General features: G+C 62.6%; 16 protein-coding genes. 10 read left to right on the top strand and 6 right to left on the bottom strand.

Features of this window, described 5'->3' with window-relative positions; translation table 11 throughout:
- Positions 1–22 precede the first annotated feature (22 nt).
- The 6 genes from GQX66_RS08685 (at position 23) to GQX66_RS08660 (ending at position 4,227) form a co-directional block, all read left to right on the top strand.
- Positions 23–712, top strand: a complete 690-nt coding sequence (locus GQX66_RS08685; RefSeq protein WP_240868208.1) for an N-acetyltransferase — start codon at positions 23–25, stop codon at positions 710–712.
- Between the two features lie 4 nt (positions 713–716).
- The gene (locus GQX66_RS08680) at positions 717–1,904 is read left to right on the top strand and encodes a GNAT family N-acetyltransferase (RefSeq protein ID WP_240868143.1); all 1,188 of its coding nucleotides are present in this window, start codon (positions 717–719) and stop codon (positions 1,902–1,904) included.
- Positions 1,876–2,664, top strand: a complete 789-nt coding sequence (locus GQX66_RS08675) for a ChbG/HpnK family deacetylase (protein ID WP_240868133.1) — start codon at positions 1,876–1,878, stop codon at positions 2,662–2,664. The genes GQX66_RS08680 and GQX66_RS08675 overlap by 29 nt, the downstream gene beginning before the upstream one ends.
- Before the next feature lie 117 nt (positions 2,665–2,781).
- Positions 2,782–3,474, top strand: a complete 693-nt coding sequence (locus tag GQX66_RS08670) for an N-acetyltransferase (RefSeq protein WP_085748446.1) — start codon at positions 2,782–2,784, stop codon at positions 3,472–3,474.
- Between the two features lie 148 nt (positions 3,475–3,622).
- The gene (locus GQX66_RS08665) at positions 3,623–3,916 is read left to right on the top strand and encodes a type II toxin-antitoxin system RelE/ParE family toxin (RefSeq protein ID WP_085748447.1); all 294 of its coding nucleotides are present in this window, start codon (positions 3,623–3,625) and stop codon (positions 3,914–3,916) included.
- Positions 3,917–3,918: 2 nt separating this feature from the next.
- Positions 3,919–4,227 (top strand): addiction module antidote protein, encoded by a 309-nt coding sequence (locus tag GQX66_RS08660; protein WP_085748448.1) that lies wholly within the window; start codon positions 3,919–3,921, stop codon positions 4,225–4,227.
- 12 nt (positions 4,228–4,239) lie between these two features.
- On the opposite strand, the gene GQX66_RS08655 is transcribed toward GQX66_RS08660, so the two are convergent.
- Positions 4,240–5,046 (bottom strand): class I SAM-dependent methyltransferase, encoded by an 807-nt coding sequence (locus tag GQX66_RS08655; RefSeq protein WP_240868124.1) that lies wholly within the window; start codon positions 5,044–5,046, stop codon positions 4,240–4,242.
- A gap of 163 nt (positions 5,047–5,209) precedes the next feature.
- On the opposite strand from GQX66_RS08655, the gene GQX66_RS08650 reads away from it, so the two are divergent.
- Entirely contained in the window at positions 5,210–5,578 is a 369-nt protein-coding gene (locus GQX66_RS08650) for a hypothetical protein (RefSeq protein ID WP_240868121.1), read from the top strand.
- On the opposite strand, the gene GQX66_RS08645 is transcribed toward GQX66_RS08650, so the two are convergent.
- The 5 genes from GQX66_RS08645 to GQX66_RS08625 form a co-directional block, all read right to left on the bottom strand.
- Positions 5,569–7,005 carry a sigma-54 dependent transcriptional regulator gene (locus GQX66_RS08645; RefSeq protein ID WP_085748451.1) on the bottom strand — a complete coding sequence of 479 codons (1,437 nt, stop codon included), beginning with the start codon at positions 7,003–7,005 and terminating at the stop codon, positions 5,569–5,571. The two genes, GQX66_RS08650 and GQX66_RS08645, sit on opposite strands and share 10 nt — an antisense overlap.
- Positions 6,974–8,467, bottom strand: a complete 1,494-nt coding sequence (locus GQX66_RS08640) for an ATP-binding protein (RefSeq protein ID WP_129973928.1) — start codon at positions 8,465–8,467, stop codon at positions 6,974–6,976. The genes GQX66_RS08645 and GQX66_RS08640 overlap by 32 nt, the downstream gene beginning before the upstream one ends.
- Positions 8,468–8,573: 106 nt before the next feature.
- Positions 8,574–9,665, bottom strand: coding sequence for an SCO family protein (locus GQX66_RS08635; protein ID WP_102718574.1), 1,092 nt, complete (start codon positions 9,663–9,665; stop codon positions 8,574–8,576).
- Positions 9,662–12,469 carry a multicopper oxidase domain-containing protein gene (locus GQX66_RS08630; protein ID WP_102718573.1) on the bottom strand — a complete coding sequence of 936 codons (2,808 nt, stop codon included), beginning with the start codon at positions 12,467–12,469 and terminating at the stop codon, positions 9,662–9,664. The genes GQX66_RS08635 and GQX66_RS08630 overlap by 4 nt, the downstream gene beginning before the upstream one ends.
- 159 nt (positions 12,470–12,628) lie before the next feature.
- Positions 12,629–14,077: an ATP-binding protein gene (locus tag GQX66_RS08625; protein ID WP_240868108.1), complete on the bottom strand. Its 1,449-nt coding sequence runs from the start codon at positions 14,075–14,077 to the stop codon at positions 12,629–12,631.
- Between the two features lie 318 nt (positions 14,078–14,395).
- On the opposite strand from GQX66_RS08625, the gene GQX66_RS08620 reads away from it, so the two are divergent.
- The 3 genes from GQX66_RS08620 to GQX66_RS08610 all read left to right on the top strand — a co-directional run bounded on the left by GQX66_RS08620 (position 14,396) and on the right by GQX66_RS08610 (position 18,547).
- Positions 14,396–15,742, top strand: coding sequence for a hypothetical protein (locus GQX66_RS08620; RefSeq protein ID WP_240868105.1), 1,347 nt, complete (start codon positions 14,396–14,398; stop codon positions 15,740–15,742).
- A 35-nt stretch (positions 15,743–15,777) separates the two neighbouring features.
- Complete coding sequence (locus GQX66_RS08615) at positions 15,778–18,012, top strand: Ig-like domain-containing protein (RefSeq protein WP_240868102.1); 2,235 nt, start codon at positions 15,778–15,780, stop codon at positions 18,010–18,012.
- A 70-nt stretch (positions 18,013–18,082) separates the two neighbouring features.
- Positions 18,083–18,547, top strand: coding sequence for a curlin (locus GQX66_RS08610; protein WP_007956150.1), 465 nt, complete (start codon positions 18,083–18,085; stop codon positions 18,545–18,547).
- Positions 18,548–18,560 lie beyond the last annotated feature (13 nt).

Below are 18,560 nucleotides of genomic sequence, written 5' to 3'. Positions count from 1 at the left end.
CTCGTCATCAGGAGCAACGACCATGAACATGCTGCGCAAACTGACTGAAAACCTACGGCAGAAAGGACTCACTGCCACCGTGAAAAAGGTCTGGAAACACTACGTCTTTTCTCATCAGGAACTGCTGTGGATGGAGCGCGACCTGGTCAGTCCGGTGCCACCCCACAGCCTCAAACCCTATCCGCCGCTGCGGGTGGTGAAGATCAGCCCGGACAACGTCAGCGCCTTCGCCCGCCACTTCGGTGACCGGATCGGCACCATGGCCGAGCTGGCCCGGGAGAATCACACCGGGCACATGCACCTGGACGATCAGGGCCATGCGGTGGCGTTCATCTGGGGCAGCGCCCGGGACTACTTCGACCGTCACTACTACGGCTGCCTGTTCCCGGTGAAACCCGGCGAGTTCTTCGAGTTCGGCGGCGAACTGACCCGCTCGTACTGGGGCACCGAGCTGTCGGTGGATCTGCAACTGGAACTGTGGAAAGCCATGGCCGCCCAGGGCTGTGACAAGGTCGTGGACGTCTGCGAGTTCCACAACATCCCGGCGCTCAAGCTGCACTTGCGCATGGGCTATACCGAACAGGGCCGGATCATGAACATCTACAGACTGTTCGGTCGCTGGCGCTTCTACCGCGAAACCCGCTACAGCGGCTCGCGCCTGGAGGCGCTGCGCAAACCTTCCCGTCCACCTGTCACAGCAACGGCGACCTGAGCCTATGGCGCGATTCGAATGGCGCACCTCGTTGTGCGCACCTGACTTCCCGGCGGCGGCCTATGAAGCGCTGCGCCTGCGGGTGACGGATCACACGCCGTTCAACAGCCTCGACTGGCTGTGTGCGGCAGAGCAGGCGCTCGATGCGCACGAGCGGCTGCATGTATTGCTGGGTTGGGAAGCAGACGAATTGCGCCTGTGCCTGCCGCTGGTGGCGATCCGTGAACAATTTTTCGGATTGCCGTTTCGGGTGGTGCATCACCTGGGTTATCCGCTGGCCGATCGCCTGGCGTTGTTATCACAGCTGAACGCCGACGACATGCGCCAAGCCCTGCGGCTGATTCGCCAGCGAGTGCCCCACGCCCTTTTGCAATTTAACGAAATCTCCGAGCCGGTCGGCGACGAAAGCGTGCTCACCGAATGGATGGCCCACAGTTCCACCGGCGAACGTCGCTTGAGTTGCCGGGTGCCGGTGCACCTGATCAGCGACGCTGACCGCCAGGAAGTCTCGGGCGATCCCCGCTACAAACTGCGCCGAGCCCGCAAGCGGATTGCCGCGTGCGGCGCCGAAGTCCGGCGGATCACGCCCGGCGCGACCAGCATGGGCCCGTTGCTGCAGGTCATCAGCGAAGTCGAAGCGGTCAGTTGGAAAGGCGACGAAGGCGTCGGAATCTTTGCCAGCGACCGCAGCCGCCGCTGCATGGAAAACGCCTTCACCGCCCTCGCCGCTTCGGGCCGGGTGCGCGTCGTGATGCTGGAACTGGACGGACGTTGCATCAGCTATCGGCTCGGCCTGTTCGAACAGGGCCGGCTCTACGATTACAACCTCGCCTTCCTGCCGCAATACGCCGACCTTGGCAGCGGCCGGGTGTTGCTGGAGGAATGGATTCGCTGGGGGCTGGACGACAACTGGCGCTGGATCGATGCCTCGCGGGTCAGCCTGGAAAATTCCAGCCATCAATTGCACGAACGCATGACCGGGCAACTGGAACACTGGCGCTGGAGCTTCTACTCGTGGCGCCCGAGCGGCCTGTTGCTTGGGCTGGGGCTGCGCGTCTGGCACCGGCTCAAGCCTGGGTTGCAACAATGGCGGGCGAAGCGTGCGGCGGCCAAAGCGGCGGTCATTTCGACACCTGTGATCAACCCCACCAAGGAGGGCGAACATGCCTCGCCAAGTCATAGTCAACGCTGACGATTTCGGCCTGAGCCCGAACGAAAACGCGGTGATCCTCGGCGCGTTCCAGGCCGGGGTCATCAGCTCCGCCACCGCCATGGCCAACATGCCGGCGTTCGAAGCGGCCTGCGCCATGGCCCGGCTGCCGCTGCTGGAAGGCCGGATCGGCCTGCATTTCAACCTGACCTACGGCCGCCCCTTGAGCCGGGCCATTCTCCAGCGTCGCACCTTCTGCGACAGCCACGGCGTGTTCGACCTCAACCTGCCTCGCCACAGCCTGTGGCTGGGCCGGGAAGACCGCGAGGCGGTGCAGGAAGAATTGCAGGCGCAGTGGCAGCGCTGCGTCGATCACGGCGTGCGTCCCAGCCACCTCGATTCGCATCAGCACGTGCACAACATCTGGCCGATCGGCGAGATCGTCGCGCGCTTCGCTGCCCATCAAGGTGTGCCGGTGCGCCTGGCGCGCAACCTGGGGCAAAACCTCAGCCTGCCCAAGCGCCTGTTCAAGGGGTTGCTCAACCGCCGATTGCAGGGATTGGCCGGGGTGACGGCGGATTACGTCTGCACGCCGGTCGACCTGCGCAACGCCCCCGCGCCGACCGACGGCGTGCTGGAAATCGTCGCCCATCCAAACCAGCTCGGGGCGGATTTCGGCGACGCCTATCTGCAACCCGAAGAGTCCCTGAGCCGCTTGCTAGAGCAGCGGCTGGCGGGGGTTCCACGGGTTTCCTATGCCGATCTGAACAAGGATTTTTTGCGGGGTGCCGAGGCGATCTGAGCCGTTACACAACTTGCAATACTTTCAAAGCTGGCGCTTTGACATGAATTTGCCGGCTTGATCTATACCCACAAAAGCGTCATCCACAACACCCGGGCTCCGGCCTCGGAGGGCATCATGAGCGTCATTGAAAAGCTGCGCGAACGTATCAAGCAAAAAGGCCTGGGCCGTACCTTCGGCACGTTGTGGAAACGCTACGTGTTCTTCCATTGGGAACTGTTGTGGATGGAGCGCGACCTGGTCAGCCCGGTACCGCCGCACAAGCTGCGCCCCTACGACGGCCTGCGCAAAGTCGACATCACCGCCGAGAATGCCGGCGCGTTCGCCAAACACTTCGGTGACCGGGTGCAGACCATGGCCGAACTGGCCAACGAAGGCCACACCGGGCACATGTACCTGGATGCCGACGGCCATGCGGTGGGATTTATCTGGGGCAGCACTCGTGACTACCACGACCGCCACTATTACGGCTGCACCTTCCCGGTCAAACCCGGCGAGTTCTTCGAGTTCGGCGGTGAAATGATCCGCGCCTACTTCGGCAGCAGCCTGTCGGTGGACGTGCAGGTCGCCCTCTGGGAAGCCATGGCCGCCCAGGGTTGCAACAAGGTGGTGGACGTCTGCGAAACCCACAACATCCCGGCGCTGAAACTGCACATCCGCATGGGCTACCACGAACAGGGCCGCGTCACCCACGTCTATTGCCTGTTCGGCAAATGGCGGTTCTTCCGCGAAACGCGCTATGAGGGTTCACGCCTCGATCCGCTGCGCAAACCGGGACGGCCGGTGGTGACGGCGGCTGCGCAGGCTTGAAGGTCCAAAGCAGCACTGTGGGAGCTATCGGAGACGCTAGCTCCTACATAATCTGAGACTACTTGCCTACACCTGCAGACGACACATCCAAGGCCGATAACAGAACCGGCTGACTGCTCGACCGTATCCAAATGGATACAGTCGAGCCATGAACTATTTCGTGCAACAGACATCCGTGTTCGTGACCTGGCATGCCTCTATTCGAGATCTCCGTGCCAAGGTAGCTATTGCCCGTCGCATAGATCGTGCATCAGCAGGTAATCTAGGCGACATTAAACCCGTAGGTGATGGTGTGTCGGAAATGCGCGTTGATGTCGGCGCCGGGTATCGGGTCTACTTCACGATGCGTAACGGTGTAGTTATCGTTTTGCTGGCCGGCGGCGACAAATCCACACAAAGCGCGGACATCAGACGTGCAAAAAAAATGGCAAAGGAGGTTTAACCATGAGCCAGACTTTGACAGCTTTTGATATGGCAGCACTGCTGGACAGTGATGAAGCCATCAGTGAATACCTATCCCAAGTGTTGGCCGACGGTGACAACGAAGAGTTTCTTCGTGCAATCGGTTATGTCGTCAAGGCGCGTGGCATGACGCAGATTGCGAAGGATTCGGGCATGGGGCGCGAAAGTCTGTACAAGGCTTTCGCACCAGGAGCCAAGCCTCGCTTCGACACGGTTCTTAAAGTCATTCATGCCCTTGGCATCGATCTGTGTGCACAACCGGGACATGTGCTGAATCACTCCACGTCCTGAAAGCTGCGCTACTCAGCGCTTCACCCCCACCCACGTAAAACACATCGGCATCTGCGCCTCGCGGTTCTGGTACTGGTCATACACTTCTTCCCGGTTCGAGTGCGGGTATTCCTTGAAGTGCGAGATGTTCAGGCCGGCCTCGAGGGCGGCGGTGAAGATCGCGCCGAGGGTGTGCACGAACCAGTAGGACTTGGCCGCCGGCCGTTCGACCTTGCCGACGTAGACGATCGGCTCCTCCTGCACGAACGGTTCTTCGCGGAAATACGAGCTGGCGAGACGAAACGGGTCCTCGGCCTCGGGGTCGACCATTTCCAGTAACGGGTGGGTCTCGTAGATCACCAGTTGTCCGCCCGGTTTGAGGGTCGAGGCGACGTGGCGGAAGCATTCGCCGATGTCGGGCATCCAGTTGAGGACGCCGATGGTGATCAGTGCGACGTCGAAGCGACCGCGCAGCGATTCGGGCAAATGATGAATATCGGCTTCGACGAATTCGGCATTGTGCGGCGAACGCTTGTTCAGTTCGCGGGCCTGTTCGAGAAACGCGCTCGACTGATCGATACCGACCACATTCCGTGCGCCGAGGGAGAACAGTGACAGGCTTTCGCGGCCATTGTTGCAACACAGCTGCACGACGTCCTTGCCATCGACACCGACCTGCTCGAGCAAGCCGCGAAGGGTGTCGTCGAGGCAGGAAAAATCAGCCTGCGCAACTTCGGTCAGCAAGGCCTGCCACTCGGGGGAGTCCTGGTGATGACGGGCGGAATCGTTCCACGCCTGACGATTGCTCTCGACGGCGTTTTTATTGTTTGGCACTTCCATGGCGCACTCCGGGCGATGCTCACAATTGAGCGGCCCGAGTCTAGATCAGCCTCGCGCAGCAGGTTGTTGCGAACTTGTAAGCCGACAACACCTGCACCAACGCCTGCACCACGGACAGCTATAGTTAATAGCCTTGGGGAAATCCGCTTCCACAGGTGCTGCCATGGGAATGTTCAATCGACTGCTGTTGTCCGCCTGTCTGCTCGCCGCCACCCAGGCGCAGGCGCTGGACAGCAACTTCAACTACTACGGGTCGGACCAGCCTTTTGCCCACCCTGCTCCGCCGTCGCTGTCCGCTCAGCCGCCCCGGCCGTTCGATGACACGCCGCCACAGGACTTCATCGTCATCCCGGATCGCCGTGTTTTCCAGGACTCGCAACTGCCGACCGTGGCCGATGCGACGGTGCGGGTGTTTATCCGCACCTACGATGCCGAGCGCGGCATTTACGTCAACGACGAAGTGCTGGACCCGACGTGCGTGCTCGAATGCCTCGGCACGCCCAGCCCACGCAGCAACGCGGTCTACCACTGACGCTTGTCCGGGCGTGCCAGGCCGAGTTTTTCGATGCGGTAGCGCAGCATGTCGCGGCTCAGGCCCAGCAGGCGCGCCGATTTGGTGACGTTCCAGTCGGTCTTGTCGAGCATCTTGCGCACCATGTCGCGTTCGACTTCCGGCAGGTTCATCGATTCGGTATTGCTCGCCGGGCGCGGTTCGAAGTGCGGGTGCGGCACCTCGTGCTGATGTTGCGGTGGCAGGTCATCGCACAGGCTCATGCACACGTTCAACTGGTGCGCGGCGATGGTATCGCCCTGCGCCAGCAGCACGGTCTGTTCGAGCATGTTGCGCAGTTCGCGCACGTTGCCCGGCCAGGTGTAACTGAGCAGCAGCTCTTCGGCCTGATCGCTGAAATGCAGGTTCGGTTTGCCATAGCGCTTGCCGTGGCTGGCGAGGAAGTGCCGGGCCAGCAGCAGGATGTCTTCGCCACGGGCGTACAAGCGCGGGACCTTGATCGAGATGATCCGCAGGCGGAAAAACAGATCGCGGCGGAACTTGCCCTGCTGGACCATCTGCTCAAGGTTGCAATTGGTGGCGCTGATCACCCGCAGGTTGACCTTGCGCTCCTTCACCGAGCCGACCCGGCGAATGGTGCGATCCTCCAGCAATTTCAGCAGCTTGGCCTGGAGCACCAGATCCATTTCACCGATTTCATCGAGAAACAGCGTGCCTCCATCTGCGGCTTCCACCAGCCCGACCCGGCGGTCCTTGGCATCGGTGAACGCGCCTTTTTCATGCCCGAACAGCTCTGACTCCACCAGGTTGGCCGGAATCGACGCGCAGTTGAATTCAATGAACGGGCCTTTGCTGCGCGCGCCGTCGAAATGCAGCGCGCGGGCGACCAGTTCCTTGCCGGTACCGGTTTCGCCCTCCACCAGCACCGGCGGCAGATCGCCGTTGGCCATGCGCCGCTCGGCGTCGAGCAACTGACCGATGGTGTTCTTCAGGTGCAGCATAGGCGCCGATTCGCCGATCAGCGCCTGCACTCCGGATTTCTGCGCCTCGCGCTCCTGGTAGAACGACAGCGTGCGCTCCATCCGTTCGGTGGCCAGGGCCTTGTCCAGCAGCAGTTTGAGTTCCGGCAGCGCGACCGGTTTGGTGACGTAATGAAAGGCGCCCTCCTTCATCGCGACCACCGCGTCTTCGACGTTGCCGTAGCCGGTCATCATGATCACTTTCAGGTCCGGCGCGCTGATGCGCAGCTTCTGGATCAGATCGTGACCGCTCATGCCCGGCAGCGAGTTGTCGGTCAGGACGATGTCCGGCATGAAGCTTTCCAGTTGCCCCAGCGCGTCCTCGGCCGAGTGGCAGACCGTCACCTCGAAGTCTTTGCGCTCCAGGTAGGTCTGAATATTTTCGGCCAGCAGTTCGTCATCCTCGACCAGCAGAATGCTGTGTTCCATATTCCCCTCCCGATGCCACTCTAAAGTTGAGACTGACGCGGGTTCCTTCCTGCTCGCGGCTGGTCAGCATGACCGAACCCTGAAACCGCTCCATGATTCGCTTGACCAGCGCGAGGCCGACCCCGAGGCCGCCCTGCTTGGTGGTGAAAAACGGTTTGAACACCAGTTGTTGCTGCTGCGCGCTCATGCCTTTGCCGGTGTCGCTCAGGGTCATGCGCACCTGACCGGCCTGCGCTGTTTCAATCTCGACACTGAGTACGCCGCCTCTGGGCATCGCTTCCAGGGCATTGGCAAACAGGCTATTGAGAATTTGCGTGAGCAGCACCTGTTGACTGACCACCGGCGGGCAATCTTGTGGCGTGAATCGCACTTCGACGCCGTTGCGCCGAATCAGCGCATCAAACGCCCCCAGGGTGTCCTCGACCGCCGCCAGCAGGTCCACCGCCTCGCCGTCGTCACTCATCGGGCGCAACGACACCAGCAGTTCGCGAACCCAGCGCGACATGCGGTCGACCTGGCTGATGATGTCGCCGATGTTGCGTTGCGCGCCGGGGCTGGCGATTTCCTGGGCCAGCTCGGCGCTGGAACGAATGGTCGCCAGCGGATTGCGCAGGCTGTGGGCCACCGCCGAGGACATCTCGCCCAGAGCGACAAAGGTTTCATTGCTGATCAGTTGCTGCTGCTGGCTCTGCAGCAGGGTCGAGGCGCGCCGCACGATCCAGAACAACCCGAGGTAAATCGCCGCGCCGCCGAGAATCGTTGCGGCCCAGATCGAGGCGAACCCACGGTCGATGCGGTCCACCAGATCCGCCGGCTCCTTGTAGATCTCGACCATGGCGACGACTTTGCTTTTGTCGGCGTTGAACATCGGAATGTAGTTTTCGATGAACAGGTATTTCGGTTCGCGGGACAGCCGCTGCTCCGGCTTTTCGTCGTCGATCTTGTGATAACTGGAAGACACCGGGACTTTCATCTCGAACGACTCATCCAGCTCGTCGTCGTCTTCAAACTTGACGTTGATCAGTTCGGGGTTGGTCGACCAGATGACCGTGCGGTCCAGGGCGTACACCGTGGCCAGCAGAACATCCGGCAAATGTTCGACATGATCGAGAAACTCGGCACGGGCCATTGCATGGGACAGCGGATCGACGTCGGGGTAGTTCCCGTCCTGGCGCGAGTCGAGCATCTCGCCCATGGTCCGTTGCGGCGTGATGTTGGCATGGCGCATTTCTGCATCGCCGATGGCCTGCACGAATTGCGCGGTGAGCAGCGCATCGCGCTCCACGCTTTCGGTGACCACGAAGCGCGTGGAGATATACCCCAGCCCCAGCGCCACGGCCGCGATGATGAAAAAACTGGCCAGCGAAAACCAGCGCAGCAGATTGAACTGCCCGCCCCAGCTCTTGATGGCCGCCAGCGCGAGGTTCGGTGCCGATGTTTTCTGTTCTTCCAGTCGTTGCATGGGGATGCCCTGGCGTTCTGGTATCGAGCCGGTTACAGCCGCCCTCTCTCGAATGAGTGTAGGTGGCAATGACCGTGACACACGGTTCAATGATGCTATTTAGCCGCTACTGCATTCGACTCACCGTTTCGCTGGCAGAAGCCGGTTTTACTGGCGTCAATGCCCCGTCGGCCAAGGGCTGCACTGACGGATGCTGACGCTCGGTTTCGGCACTCAGAAAGTCGATGATCGACTGCGCCGAGGCCTCGTCCAGGCGCAGATTGGGCATCGGGATACGCTCGTATTGCTCGAACAGTTGCAGTGCGACCGGATCTTTCTCCGCCAGCACACGATCCGGTTCGCGGATCCAGCGATTGAGCCAGGCCGTGTCGCGCTGACGGGTCACGCCGATCAGGTCCGGGCCGATGTTGCGCATGCCGATGCCTTCGCCATCCTGCGGGCCGAGGCTGTGACACGAAGCGCAGCGGGTGCGGAACAGTTCTTCGCCATTGCTCGGCGGACGAATCTGCGGAGCGTCGGCGTAGCTTTCTTCGGTGCTGGCCTGTTTCCAGTTCTGCAGCGTGTTGGCGAGCTGGTCGGCGAGGATCCACGGGTTCTCGAACGGCGAGGCTTTCATCCAGCGCCCGGTGCTCTGGTTGCCGACGATCAGGCTCAGGTTGTGGTCCTTGGTGCGCCCGTTGTCGACGCCTTCGATAAACAGCCCGAGCTTCTTGCGCAGCTCGGTGACGTCTTCGAACTCGCCGGTGAGGAATTTCCAGCCGGGGCCGACCTTGAAGCGTTGCGCATAGGCCTTGAGCACTGCGGGGGTGTCGCTCAGCGGATCGATAGTGATCGAGTAGAAGAAGATGTCTTTCCCGACCCGGTCCCCCAGCAGTTTCTGCACCTGGCGCAAGCGTGCGGTTTCCAGTGGGCAGGAGTCGCTGCACGAAGTGAAGATGAAGTTGATCACCACCACCTTGTCTTTGATCAGGTCATCGAAGAAGCGCACCTGCCGACCGTCCTGGTCGGTCAGCAGGGTGTTGGGGAAATAGTCGCCACCCCACGGGGTGGCGGACTCACTGGCGCCTTCGGGCTGCGCCTGATGGGCGATGAGCACCTGGCTGCCGAGCAGGCAGGTGACCAGCACCAGAATCAGGTGCATGCCCAGGGCGCGGGAGCGCGGCGTTGGCTGGGTCGTGTCGGCTCCCTCCCTTTTCATGGTTTCACGGTCACTTGCGGGCCGAAGCCGTCGCCGGTGCGGAAGGTTGGCAGCGCGGCGGAGTTGACGTAGCGCACGCCATCCCAGCTCGGCAGCGGTGTCGGCATCAACTGCAGTTGCCCGGGTTTCTCGAGGTCCCAACGCAGCAGCATCGAGTTGTCCTCATGCTGGGTGTTGTGACAGTGCTCCATGTAAGTCCCGGCGAACTCGCGGAAGTTGATCGCCATCTCGACGCTGTCCAGCCCGTCGGCCTCCGAACCGATGCGATAGACGTCCTTGCGCGCCCATTTTTCCCATTCAGGCGGGGCCTTGCCGCCACGGCTGAGGATGATCCCCTCCTCGAAGTGCACGTGCACCGGATGACTCCAGCCCGTGCCGCCGGCCTTGATGTTCCACACTTCCAGGGTGCCGATGCCGCTGACTCCGGCGTCGGTCGGGCCGCTGGCCAGTTTGGTCGAGGCATTCAACCGGCGTGGGTCCATGTGGAAGCCGAAACCGCTATCGGTCTTGATCGTCCACGGCGCTTCATCGGTGCCGTCGGCGCGACCGAAGGTGAAGGTCCGGTGCAGCGCCTTGGCCAGCAGCGCCTTGTCGGCAGCGTTGTCACGGTGGATCTTCAGCGGAATCATCACCAGGCCTTCCGCCTTGCCCGGTTTGGCCGGTTCGTAGGCCGCCGGGTTCATCGACAGATCCTGGCCGGTATAAGCCTTGACGTTGAGTTGCAGGACCTTGCCTACCACCGGGTCACCCCGATCCCATTGCGGGCCCTTGCTGGTCTGTTTGATGACTGCCAGGTATTTCTCCGACAGCACGTCGGCCAGCGGGATCACTTCTTTCGGGCCCTTGCCGTCGTCTTGGGCCTGCAGGTTGACGAAGAACAGCTTGTCGCCCGGTTTGATGCCGTTTTTCGCAAAGTTGACGATGATGTCGAACCGCTCGGCGATGCCCTGAGTCGGCAGGATCGCGTTGTGGTTCTGCTTGTCGCCGTCGGCATCCAGGTCCATCGAGCCGTCGAACGGCACGCTGTGTTCCATGATGTTGCCGTCGTTGGCGATCATGTGGAACGGCACGCGGCTGTACGACACACCGGAGTTTCTCGGCCCCTGGAATTCGCCGCCGGTGCCTTTGACTTCACGCACCAGCGCGAGCTTGAAGTAGCGCGACACCGAACCATTGAGGAGGCGGAAGCGATAACTGCGCGCCCGCACGTCGAGGGTCGGTTTCCATTGCCAGTTGACCAGCACCTGATCGCCGATGAAGCCATCGGTGTTGAACGGGTTGAACCACAGCTGACCCTGCTGATCCCAGGCTTTGTCGGCGAACACCAGGTTGACGTCATAGTCGCGGTTGCCCCACGGCAAGGCGCTGCCGCTGGGGAAACGCAGGTTGACGCCGTCGTTCACCGATTCGTTGCCACGGTCCAGGGCGCTGTAGTAGTTCATCATCGCCGCGTTGCCCTTGTAGACGTTCTGCGCGGTGAAATCGAGCATGTGGTCGTGGAACCAGTGGGTGCTCATGGTTTCGCGCCAGTCGCCACGAATCTTGATGGTGCCGTGGTCGCAGGTCTTTTTCGCAGGCTGCAGGTCGTTGACCCACAGGGTTTCCCCCGGTGCGCAGGGGAATGCGGCGCGTGGATCTTCGGCCTTGGTGTTGATGCTGTCGTAACCGGCGAGCTGGATCGGCCAGCGATAGTCGTAAAACTGGCCGGGGAAGAAGAACGCGTTGGCATAACCGTCGCTTTCCGCTGGCGCATGACCGTTGTGCTCGTGGGTGGTGATGGTGTGCAGACCGAAACCGCGGTTGGCCGACGGATCGATCGGCAAGCCGTTGTAGTGCCGCATCAGCACCGGTTGGCCGTAGCGCACCATCAACAGTTTCGGCGGCAGCGTGCCGTCGAAGGTCCACACCGAGTTGTGATCCTGCACCGGCATCGCCGGGTGGAACCGTGGGTCGACACCCTTGGCCGTGCCATCGGTCGCCGGCACGCCCGCGACGTTGTGGTACAGACCACCGGGGCCGAATTCGCCCACCGCATAACCGTGCATCTGCCGACTGTCACGCAGACCGCCGTTCAGCCGCGCACCGGTCTGTACGGTCTTGTAGGCCACTTGCGGGTAGAACTCGTTCCAGCGCTGATGAGCCCAGCCTTTTCCCGGTGGCCGGCCTTCGGCAGACGAACCGATGTGACGGTTGAGAAACAGTTCGATCTGCGCCTGCCAAGGGTTGCGGTCAACCACGTTGGCGTACTGGCTCGGAAATGGCGTGAGCCCCGGTTGACGCAGGAATGCATCCAGCGCGGTGCCGGGTGGCGCGCTGCGGGCGATGTTGTTCGGGTCTTGCGCCGGTGCCGGGCCGATGGCCGCAGGCGGGAAGCTCAACGGCGCGGCCGGTGTGGTCGGGTCGAGTTTTTCCGGGCCGAACTCTTCGAACAGCACCAGTTGCTGAGTGAACGGCTGGGCACCGTACAGCGGGCTCGGCTTGCCGTTGGTGGGGTAATTGAAACTGGTCTGGACGGTGGGCGGCAGGATGTTTTCCGTGCGCGTCGTGTTGCGCGTGCCTTTGACCCCGTCGGGCAGATCGAAGGAGTCTTCGTTGGCCTCGGGCATGGTCAGGATCGCGTTGAGCGCACCGGCGCGGTCTGCGGGCTCGTCGTAATAGGCCGACGGGTCAGAGGCCTCCGGCTGATTTTCGTCGTCGATCGGGCTCGCTCGAACCGCGGTCATCTGGCCGAGGGTCAACATCAGAAAGACGCTCAGTGGCGTCAACAGGAACAGCTTTTTGGGGTCACGCATTGCTCTGTCCATCACCAGCCGCCTCATCTAAGGAAGGGGTGATGGTGTTTTGCAATTACCTCGCCAAAAAATCATTTCCAGTTGTAACAGGGACTTGGACGCGCTGTTGCATTCCCCACTCCCCGGTGACCGGGGCCTGACACCCACTGCTGGGGGAAAGTTCACCCCAATTTACTGAATGAGCTGAAACGCCAGACGAACGGTGGTGCCCTCACCTTCGCGGCTGTCCAGGCTCACGCCCCCGCCGAAGCGTTCCATGATCCGTTTGACCAGTACCAGCCCCACGCCGAGGCCGCCCTGCTTGGTGGTGAAGAACGGCCGGAACGCCATGCTGCGCTGTTCCTCGTTCATGCCTTTGCCGGTGTCGCTGAGCATGACGCTCACGCCACGGCTGTCGCTCGGTTCGAGGGTGATGGTCAGCGTGCCGCCCTTATCCATGGCTTCCAGCGCGTTGGCCAGCAGGCTGTTGAGGATTTGCGTGAGTTGTACCGGCTGGCTCAGCACCATCGGCGTCTGCTGAGGTTGAAACACCACCTGCACGCCGGCCCTGGCGATCTGCTGCTCGAACGCCATCAGGCTGTCGTGCAGCGCCGCCACCAGGTTCACCGGTTCCGGGTCGTCATTGAGCGGTCGCAACGATTGCAGCAGTTCGCGCACCCACTTCGACATGCGGTCGACCTGGCCGATGATGTCCTTGATGTTCTTCTGCGCCGGCCCCGCATCGAACTCCAGCGCCAGTTCGGCGCTGGAACGAATGGTCGCCAGCGGGTTGCGCAGACTGTGGGCCACCGCCGAGGACATCTCGCCCAAGGCGACAAAGGTTTCGTTGGCGATCAGTTGTTTTTGCTGGGCCGCCAGCAGGATCGCCGCCCGCCGCACGATCCAGTACAACCCCAGGTAAATCAGCCCGCCGCCCAGCGCGGTGGCCAGCCAGATCAGCGCCAGACCGCGCTCCATGCGGGCGATCAGGTCCTTGGGCTCCTTATAGATCTCGACCATCGCCGTGACGTTCTTGCCCTCGGCGTCGAACAGTGGAATGTAGTTTTCAATGAAGATGTATTCCGGCGGCACCACGAACTTCTGTTCTTCACGGCCCTTGTCTACGTTGTGGTAACTCGCCGACACCGGGATCTTTTCATCGAAGGCCCGGTCGAGGTCTTCGTCGGCATGAATGCGGGTGTTGACCAGCGCCGGGTTGGTCGACCAGATCACGGTACGGTCCGGCGCATAAATGTTGGCGAGGATCACATCCGGCAAATGCTCGATGTGATCAAGAAACTCACCTCTGGCGCTGGCCCGGGCTTGCGGGTCGACATCGGGAAAATCGTTGTCCTGACGAGGGTCGAGCAACTCCCCCATGGTGCGGATATTGGGGATCGAAACGTGGCGCACTTCCGCCGACGCGATGGCCTGAATGAACTGCGCAGTGAGCAAGGCATCGCGCTGCACGCTTTCTTCGATCACGAACCGTGTCGACACCGCCCCGAGCGCCACCGCCACGGTGCCGATCACCGCCATGCTGATCAATGAAAACCAGCGCAACAGGTTGAACGGCTGCTTGCGCGAGTTCAGCCGCTGGCTGCCCTCCTCGACCGGTAGCGTTTTTGACTGCATGTTCATGGCGGCGACTTCCCGATACGTCCCTATAGGGTTATAGCCCACGGTTGGGTGTTTGCCCGGATGCGGGGGGTGAACGGCCCCACGTTCGGCCGATTTCCCGGTCAGGCGAAAACCGCCAGGCGTTCATGCCCCCACAATCCCCAATGCTGGGGACAGTCGCCCTATCCGGACGTGCGTCCTTCCCCCCCACGACAAGCCGCGAATCCTTGCGCCACGGGCCTTTGCCGCCGTTTGGCCCGTCGTTGGTATGGAAGTTGTAAAGCCCTCTGCAACTGACCCATCCCCAAGGGGCAGGTACCTTGATAGAGGGATTAACTCATGCACCCTTTACTGTCCAAAACCGCGACCGTCCTGGTCGTGAGCGCTTTGGCCCAGGGCATTGCCCAGGCCGCTCTGTTCGCCGTCGACCCGGGTCCCTACACGCCGGCCAATGGCGGTTTCGCCAGCTGGTATCAGGACACCCACGGCCGCACCCTGGATCTGTGCCTGTCCAAAGCACTCAGCTCACGCGTGCCGAGCACACCCGGCGCCCCGTCGTACATGTGCTCGCTGCTGCCGACCCCCGGCGTGTTCGATGACGCGCAACCGCTCGTATTCCCCACCAACTTCCCCGATGAAGCCTTCTGGTTCACCGGAGAAACCACCGTCGTCGATGCAGCACGCGGCATCGACCTGACTTACGTCAGCGCCATCGAAGCCGCGTTCGGCGGCGGCGACCCCGCAGAGGGCGACCAGATCAGCTTCGCCCGAATCCGCATCCGGGTCGATGTGCCCACTGCCGGCACCTACGTCATCACCCACCCCTACGGCGTCGATGTATTCACCGTCGACACCCCCGGCCGGCGCGCGATCAACATGACCCGCGACATCGGCATCGGCACCCCGCAAACCTACGACGGCGCGCTCAAGGGTGACATCGGTCCGTTCCTGCGCAGCGTCAACGGGCCGTACACCGAGACCAATCCGTTGACCGGCGCGGCCGAACAGTTTGTTGGCGATCCGAACCTCAACGAAGCGGTCACCGGCAGCCCGTTCAACACCAACTACGTACGCATCGAAGGCCCGGGCGGCATCGACCTGCGCAGCACGACTTTCGCCGTGTCCGGCAAGTTGTCGACAGTAGTGCGGCCAACGCCTCTGATCACCGAGCGCAGCACCTACTCGCGCAAGCCCGGCGAAAGCGCACCAGTGGCCCAACAAGACGTGTTCGTCAAAGCCCCGCCCGCGCCGGGCACCGCCGCCATCACCAGCAGCACGCCCGTGGTGAACATGAAAGAAGCCGACAGCACCGGCAGCTGGTACGCGCAATCAGCGGTCAACCCGACTTTGCCCTCCGTGCTGCAGGTGACCGCCGACAACCACCTGGCGATCGCGACCAGCTCGCCGACCACCCTGCCCATGAACCTGACCGACCTGGTGGTGATCCAGCGCGCCGAGTACAGCCTCACTTCCGGGCAATTGACCGTGGTGGCCTCGACCAGTGACGAAACCTCGCCACCGGTGCTCACCGCCACCTCCGGCACCGGCGCCACCATCGGTGCGCTGGGCGGTGATGGCGCGGTGAAAACCCTGGCCACCGGGATCACGCCGATTCCACCGGCCAAGGTTCGGGTGACGTCGTCCAACGGCGGCAGCGATACCGAAGAAGTGGTCATCGTGCAATGAACGCTCACATGCCCAGATCCGCATCAGGAGGCATCATGAACAAGTGGCCACGCTTCGCGCTCAACGCGCTCGGGCTGACAATCTCGCTGACCGGCAGTGCGTTCGCGCAACTGGCCGCCGTCGATCCCGGCCCCTACACCTTCGCCACCGGGAAATTCCCGATGTGGTATCAGGACAACAATCAACTGTCGATGGAGCTCTGCCAGTCGCGCGCCGCCAGTTCGCGGGTGCCGGTCAGCACCCCGCCGGCGTACATGTGCACTTTGCTGCCGGAACCGGGCGTGTTCGATGACAGCCTGCCGATGGTGTTCCCCGACAACTGGCCGCCGGAAGCGTTCTGGTTCCTGGCGGAAACCGCGATCCCCAACAACGGTGCCGGTTTCGGCGTGGATGCCTACGTGGCCGGGATCGAAGCGGCATTCGCTGCAGAAAACCCGGTGGACGGCGATCAGCAAAGCTTCGCGCGGATCCGCATCCGGGTGAACGTCCCGGTGGCCGGCACCTACACCATCACCCACCCGTATGGTGTTGAAACGGTCAACGTCACCACACCGGGTCGACGAGCAATCAACATCACCAAGGACGTCGGCATCGGCGCGCCGGGCAACTTCAGCGGTGCGCTCGACGGCGCCATCGGCCCATTCCTGCGCAGCATCAACGGCCCTTATACCGAAGTGAACCCGGACACCGGCGGCATCGAAACCTTCGTCGGCGACCCGAATCTCACCGAAGCGGTGACCGGCAGCCCGTTCAACACCAACTTCCTGCGGATCGATGGTCCGTCGGGCGCCGGCTCGATTCAGACCAACCTGTTCACCGTCGCCGGCAAGGTCCTCGACAATCGTCAGCAAACCCAAGTCGCCATCGACCGCGCCACCTATCGCCGGACCTCGGCCGGTGTGCGCGCCGAGGTGTTCGCCAAGGCTGACAGCAGCTCGACCCTGTGCTTCCGCGAAACCGTGGCGTTGCTGCCCGGCCCACCACCGACGCCGTGCCAGACCAGTCTGCTGGGCGACAACAACGGGTTGTTCTTCGGCCAGCGCCTGGGCACCGGCACCCTGCCGTCGGTGGTGGTCGTGACCGCGACCAACCCGGCCGGCACTACCCGTCCGACCGCTGTCTCGGCCAAGCTGACCGACGTGGTGAAAATCCAGACCGCCCGCTACAGCTGGGCCAACCACAGCCTGCTGATCGAAGCCACCTCGACCGATGAAGTCGCGGTGCCGGATATGGTTGCCCAAGGCTACGGACGTCTGTCGAAAACCGGCACGCTGCAAAAAATCACCGTGGCCGACCTGACCCAGCCTCCGGCGACCGTCACGGTCAAATCCGCCGCCGGCGGCAGCGATACCGAGCCAGTCGTAGTGGTCGGTGCAGCACCGGACACCGGTGAGAACCAGGCGCCACTGGCCAACGCCGACACCGGCAGCACCAGCTTCGGCGTGCCGATCACGCTCAGCCTGTTGACCAACGACAGTGACCCCGACGGCAATGTGCCGCTGAGCATCACTGCCCTCACTCAACCGGCAGCCGGCCAAGGCACCGTGGCCCTGAACGGCACCACGTCGGTGGTCTACACCCCGCCAGCCGTGGTCAATACTCCGCTGACCACTACCTTCACCTACAAGGCCCAGGACAACAAAGGCCTGGCCTCGGCCAACCCGGCGACCGTGACGGTGACCGTCGCGCCTAACCGGCCACCGACCGCCGTCGCCGACAGCGTCGCCACATTGGGTGTCGCAATCCCGATCAACGTCCTGGCCAACGACACCGATCCGGAAGGCAACACGCCGCTGGGCGTCGCCAGCCTGACCCAACCGCCGGCAGGACGCGGCACGGTCAGCACCGACGGCACGGTGATCACCTACACCCCACCGGCCACCGTGACCACGGCCTTCACCACGACCTTCACCTACATCGCCCGGGACAGCTTCAACGCCCAGTCGACGCCGGCGACCGTCACGGTGCAAGTGTCGCCACGGCCAGCGGCGGAAACCTTCACGATCACCACCTCGACCGTGCAGGCCCGTTCCGGCGGCCGCTTCAACTGGGACTTCGCCGGCACCTCGTCGGTGACCACCGGCAACACCATCACCGTGCAGGTCACCACCCCGACCGGGCTGGTAACGCTGGGCACCACCACGGTACCGGTGACCGGACGCTGGCGGCTGACGCTGAACAACACGCTGGTCGTGCCATCAGCCAACCCGACCGCCACGATCCGCTCGTCCCAGGGCACCGTGCGGACGGTGTCGGTGACCACGCTCTGAGCCAGTGCCCCGCCTGCTTTCGGGCAGGCGGGGCAACGCTCAACGGTTAACGCCCCACAGGATATTTGCCATGAACACGCCGACCGCCGCCCTGCTTTGCCTGCTCGCCCTGTGCGTCAGTGCGGGCGTGCGCGCCGACGACCTGATGGAAAACGACGACCTGGCGCCCAACAGCGCCGATCTCGGCGAACTGCCACCTCCCGTGGGCCAGCAAGCCCTGATCGACCAGAACGGCCAGGTCAACCTCGCGCTGCTGTCGCAAAACGGTCAGTCGCTGCTGGGCAAGATCGTGCAGTCGGGCAGCAATCAGGAGGCGTACATCCTGCAACAAGGCAGCGACCTGATGGCCCTGATCACGCAAAACGGCTCCGGCAACGCCGCGTCCATCACGCAAACCGGCAGCCACAACCGTGCGCAGATTTCGCAAAACGGCAACAACAACGACGCCAGCATCGAGCAGGCCGGCACGGGGCTGCAAAGCGCCGTGACCCAGTCGGGCAACGGCATGAGCGTTTCGGTCAAGCAATATCGCTAAGCACTGCAATCAT

The organism is Pseudomonas sp. B707 (assembly GCF_022496685.1).
Lineage (GTDB): Bacteria > Pseudomonadota > Gammaproteobacteria > Pseudomonadales > Pseudomonadaceae > Aquipseudomonas > Aquipseudomonas paraglycinae.
Note: the sequence above shows the minus strand (reverse complement) of the source record. Positions and strands in the feature narration are given on the sequence as shown.

Coding starts and splice junctions, on each gene's coding strand:
- GQX66_RS08685 (WP_240868208.1), top strand. CDS start 23: ATGAACATGCTGCGCAAACTGACTGAAAACCTACGGCAGAAAGGACTC.
- GQX66_RS08680 (WP_240868143.1), top strand. CDS start 717: ATGGCGCGATTCGAATGGCGCACCTCGTTGTGCGCACCTGACTTCCCG.
- GQX66_RS08675 (WP_240868133.1), top strand. CDS start 1,876: ATGCCTCGCCAAGTCATAGTCAACGCTGACGATTTCGGCCTGAGCCCG.
- GQX66_RS08670 (WP_085748446.1), top strand. CDS start 2,782: ATGAGCGTCATTGAAAAGCTGCGCGAACGTATCAAGCAAAAAGGCCTG.
- GQX66_RS08665 (WP_085748447.1), top strand. CDS start 3,623: ATGAACTATTTCGTGCAACAGACATCCGTGTTCGTGACCTGGCATGCC.
- GQX66_RS08660 (WP_085748448.1), top strand. CDS start 3,919: ATGAGCCAGACTTTGACAGCTTTTGATATGGCAGCACTGCTGGACAGT.
- GQX66_RS08655 (WP_240868124.1), bottom strand. CDS start 5,046: ATGGAAGTGCCAAACAATAAAAACGCCGTCGAGAGCAATCGTCAGGCG.
- GQX66_RS08650 (WP_240868121.1), top strand. CDS start 5,210: ATGGGAATGTTCAATCGACTGCTGTTGTCCGCCTGTCTGCTCGCCGCC.
- GQX66_RS08645 (WP_085748451.1), bottom strand. CDS start 7,005: ATGGAACACAGCATTCTGCTGGTCGAGGATGACGAACTGCTGGCCGAA.
- GQX66_RS08640 (WP_129973928.1), bottom strand. CDS start 8,467: ATGCAACGACTGGAAGAACAGAAAACATCGGCACCGAACCTCGCGCTG.
- GQX66_RS08635 (WP_102718574.1), bottom strand. CDS start 9,665: ATGAAAAGGGAGGGAGCCGACACGACCCAGCCAACGCCGCGCTCCCGC.
- GQX66_RS08630 (WP_102718573.1), bottom strand. CDS start 12,469: ATGGACAGAGCAATGCGTGACCCCAAAAAGCTGTTCCTGTTGACGCCA.
- GQX66_RS08625 (WP_240868108.1), bottom strand. CDS start 14,077: ATGAACATGCAGTCAAAAACGCTACCGGTCGAGGAGGGCAGCCAGCGG.
- GQX66_RS08620 (WP_240868105.1), top strand. CDS start 14,396: ATGCACCCTTTACTGTCCAAAACCGCGACCGTCCTGGTCGTGAGCGCT.
- GQX66_RS08615 (WP_240868102.1), top strand. CDS start 15,778: ATGAACAAGTGGCCACGCTTCGCGCTCAACGCGCTCGGGCTGACAATC.
- GQX66_RS08610 (WP_007956150.1), top strand. CDS start 18,083: ATGAACACGCCGACCGCCGCCCTGCTTTGCCTGCTCGCCCTGTGCGTC.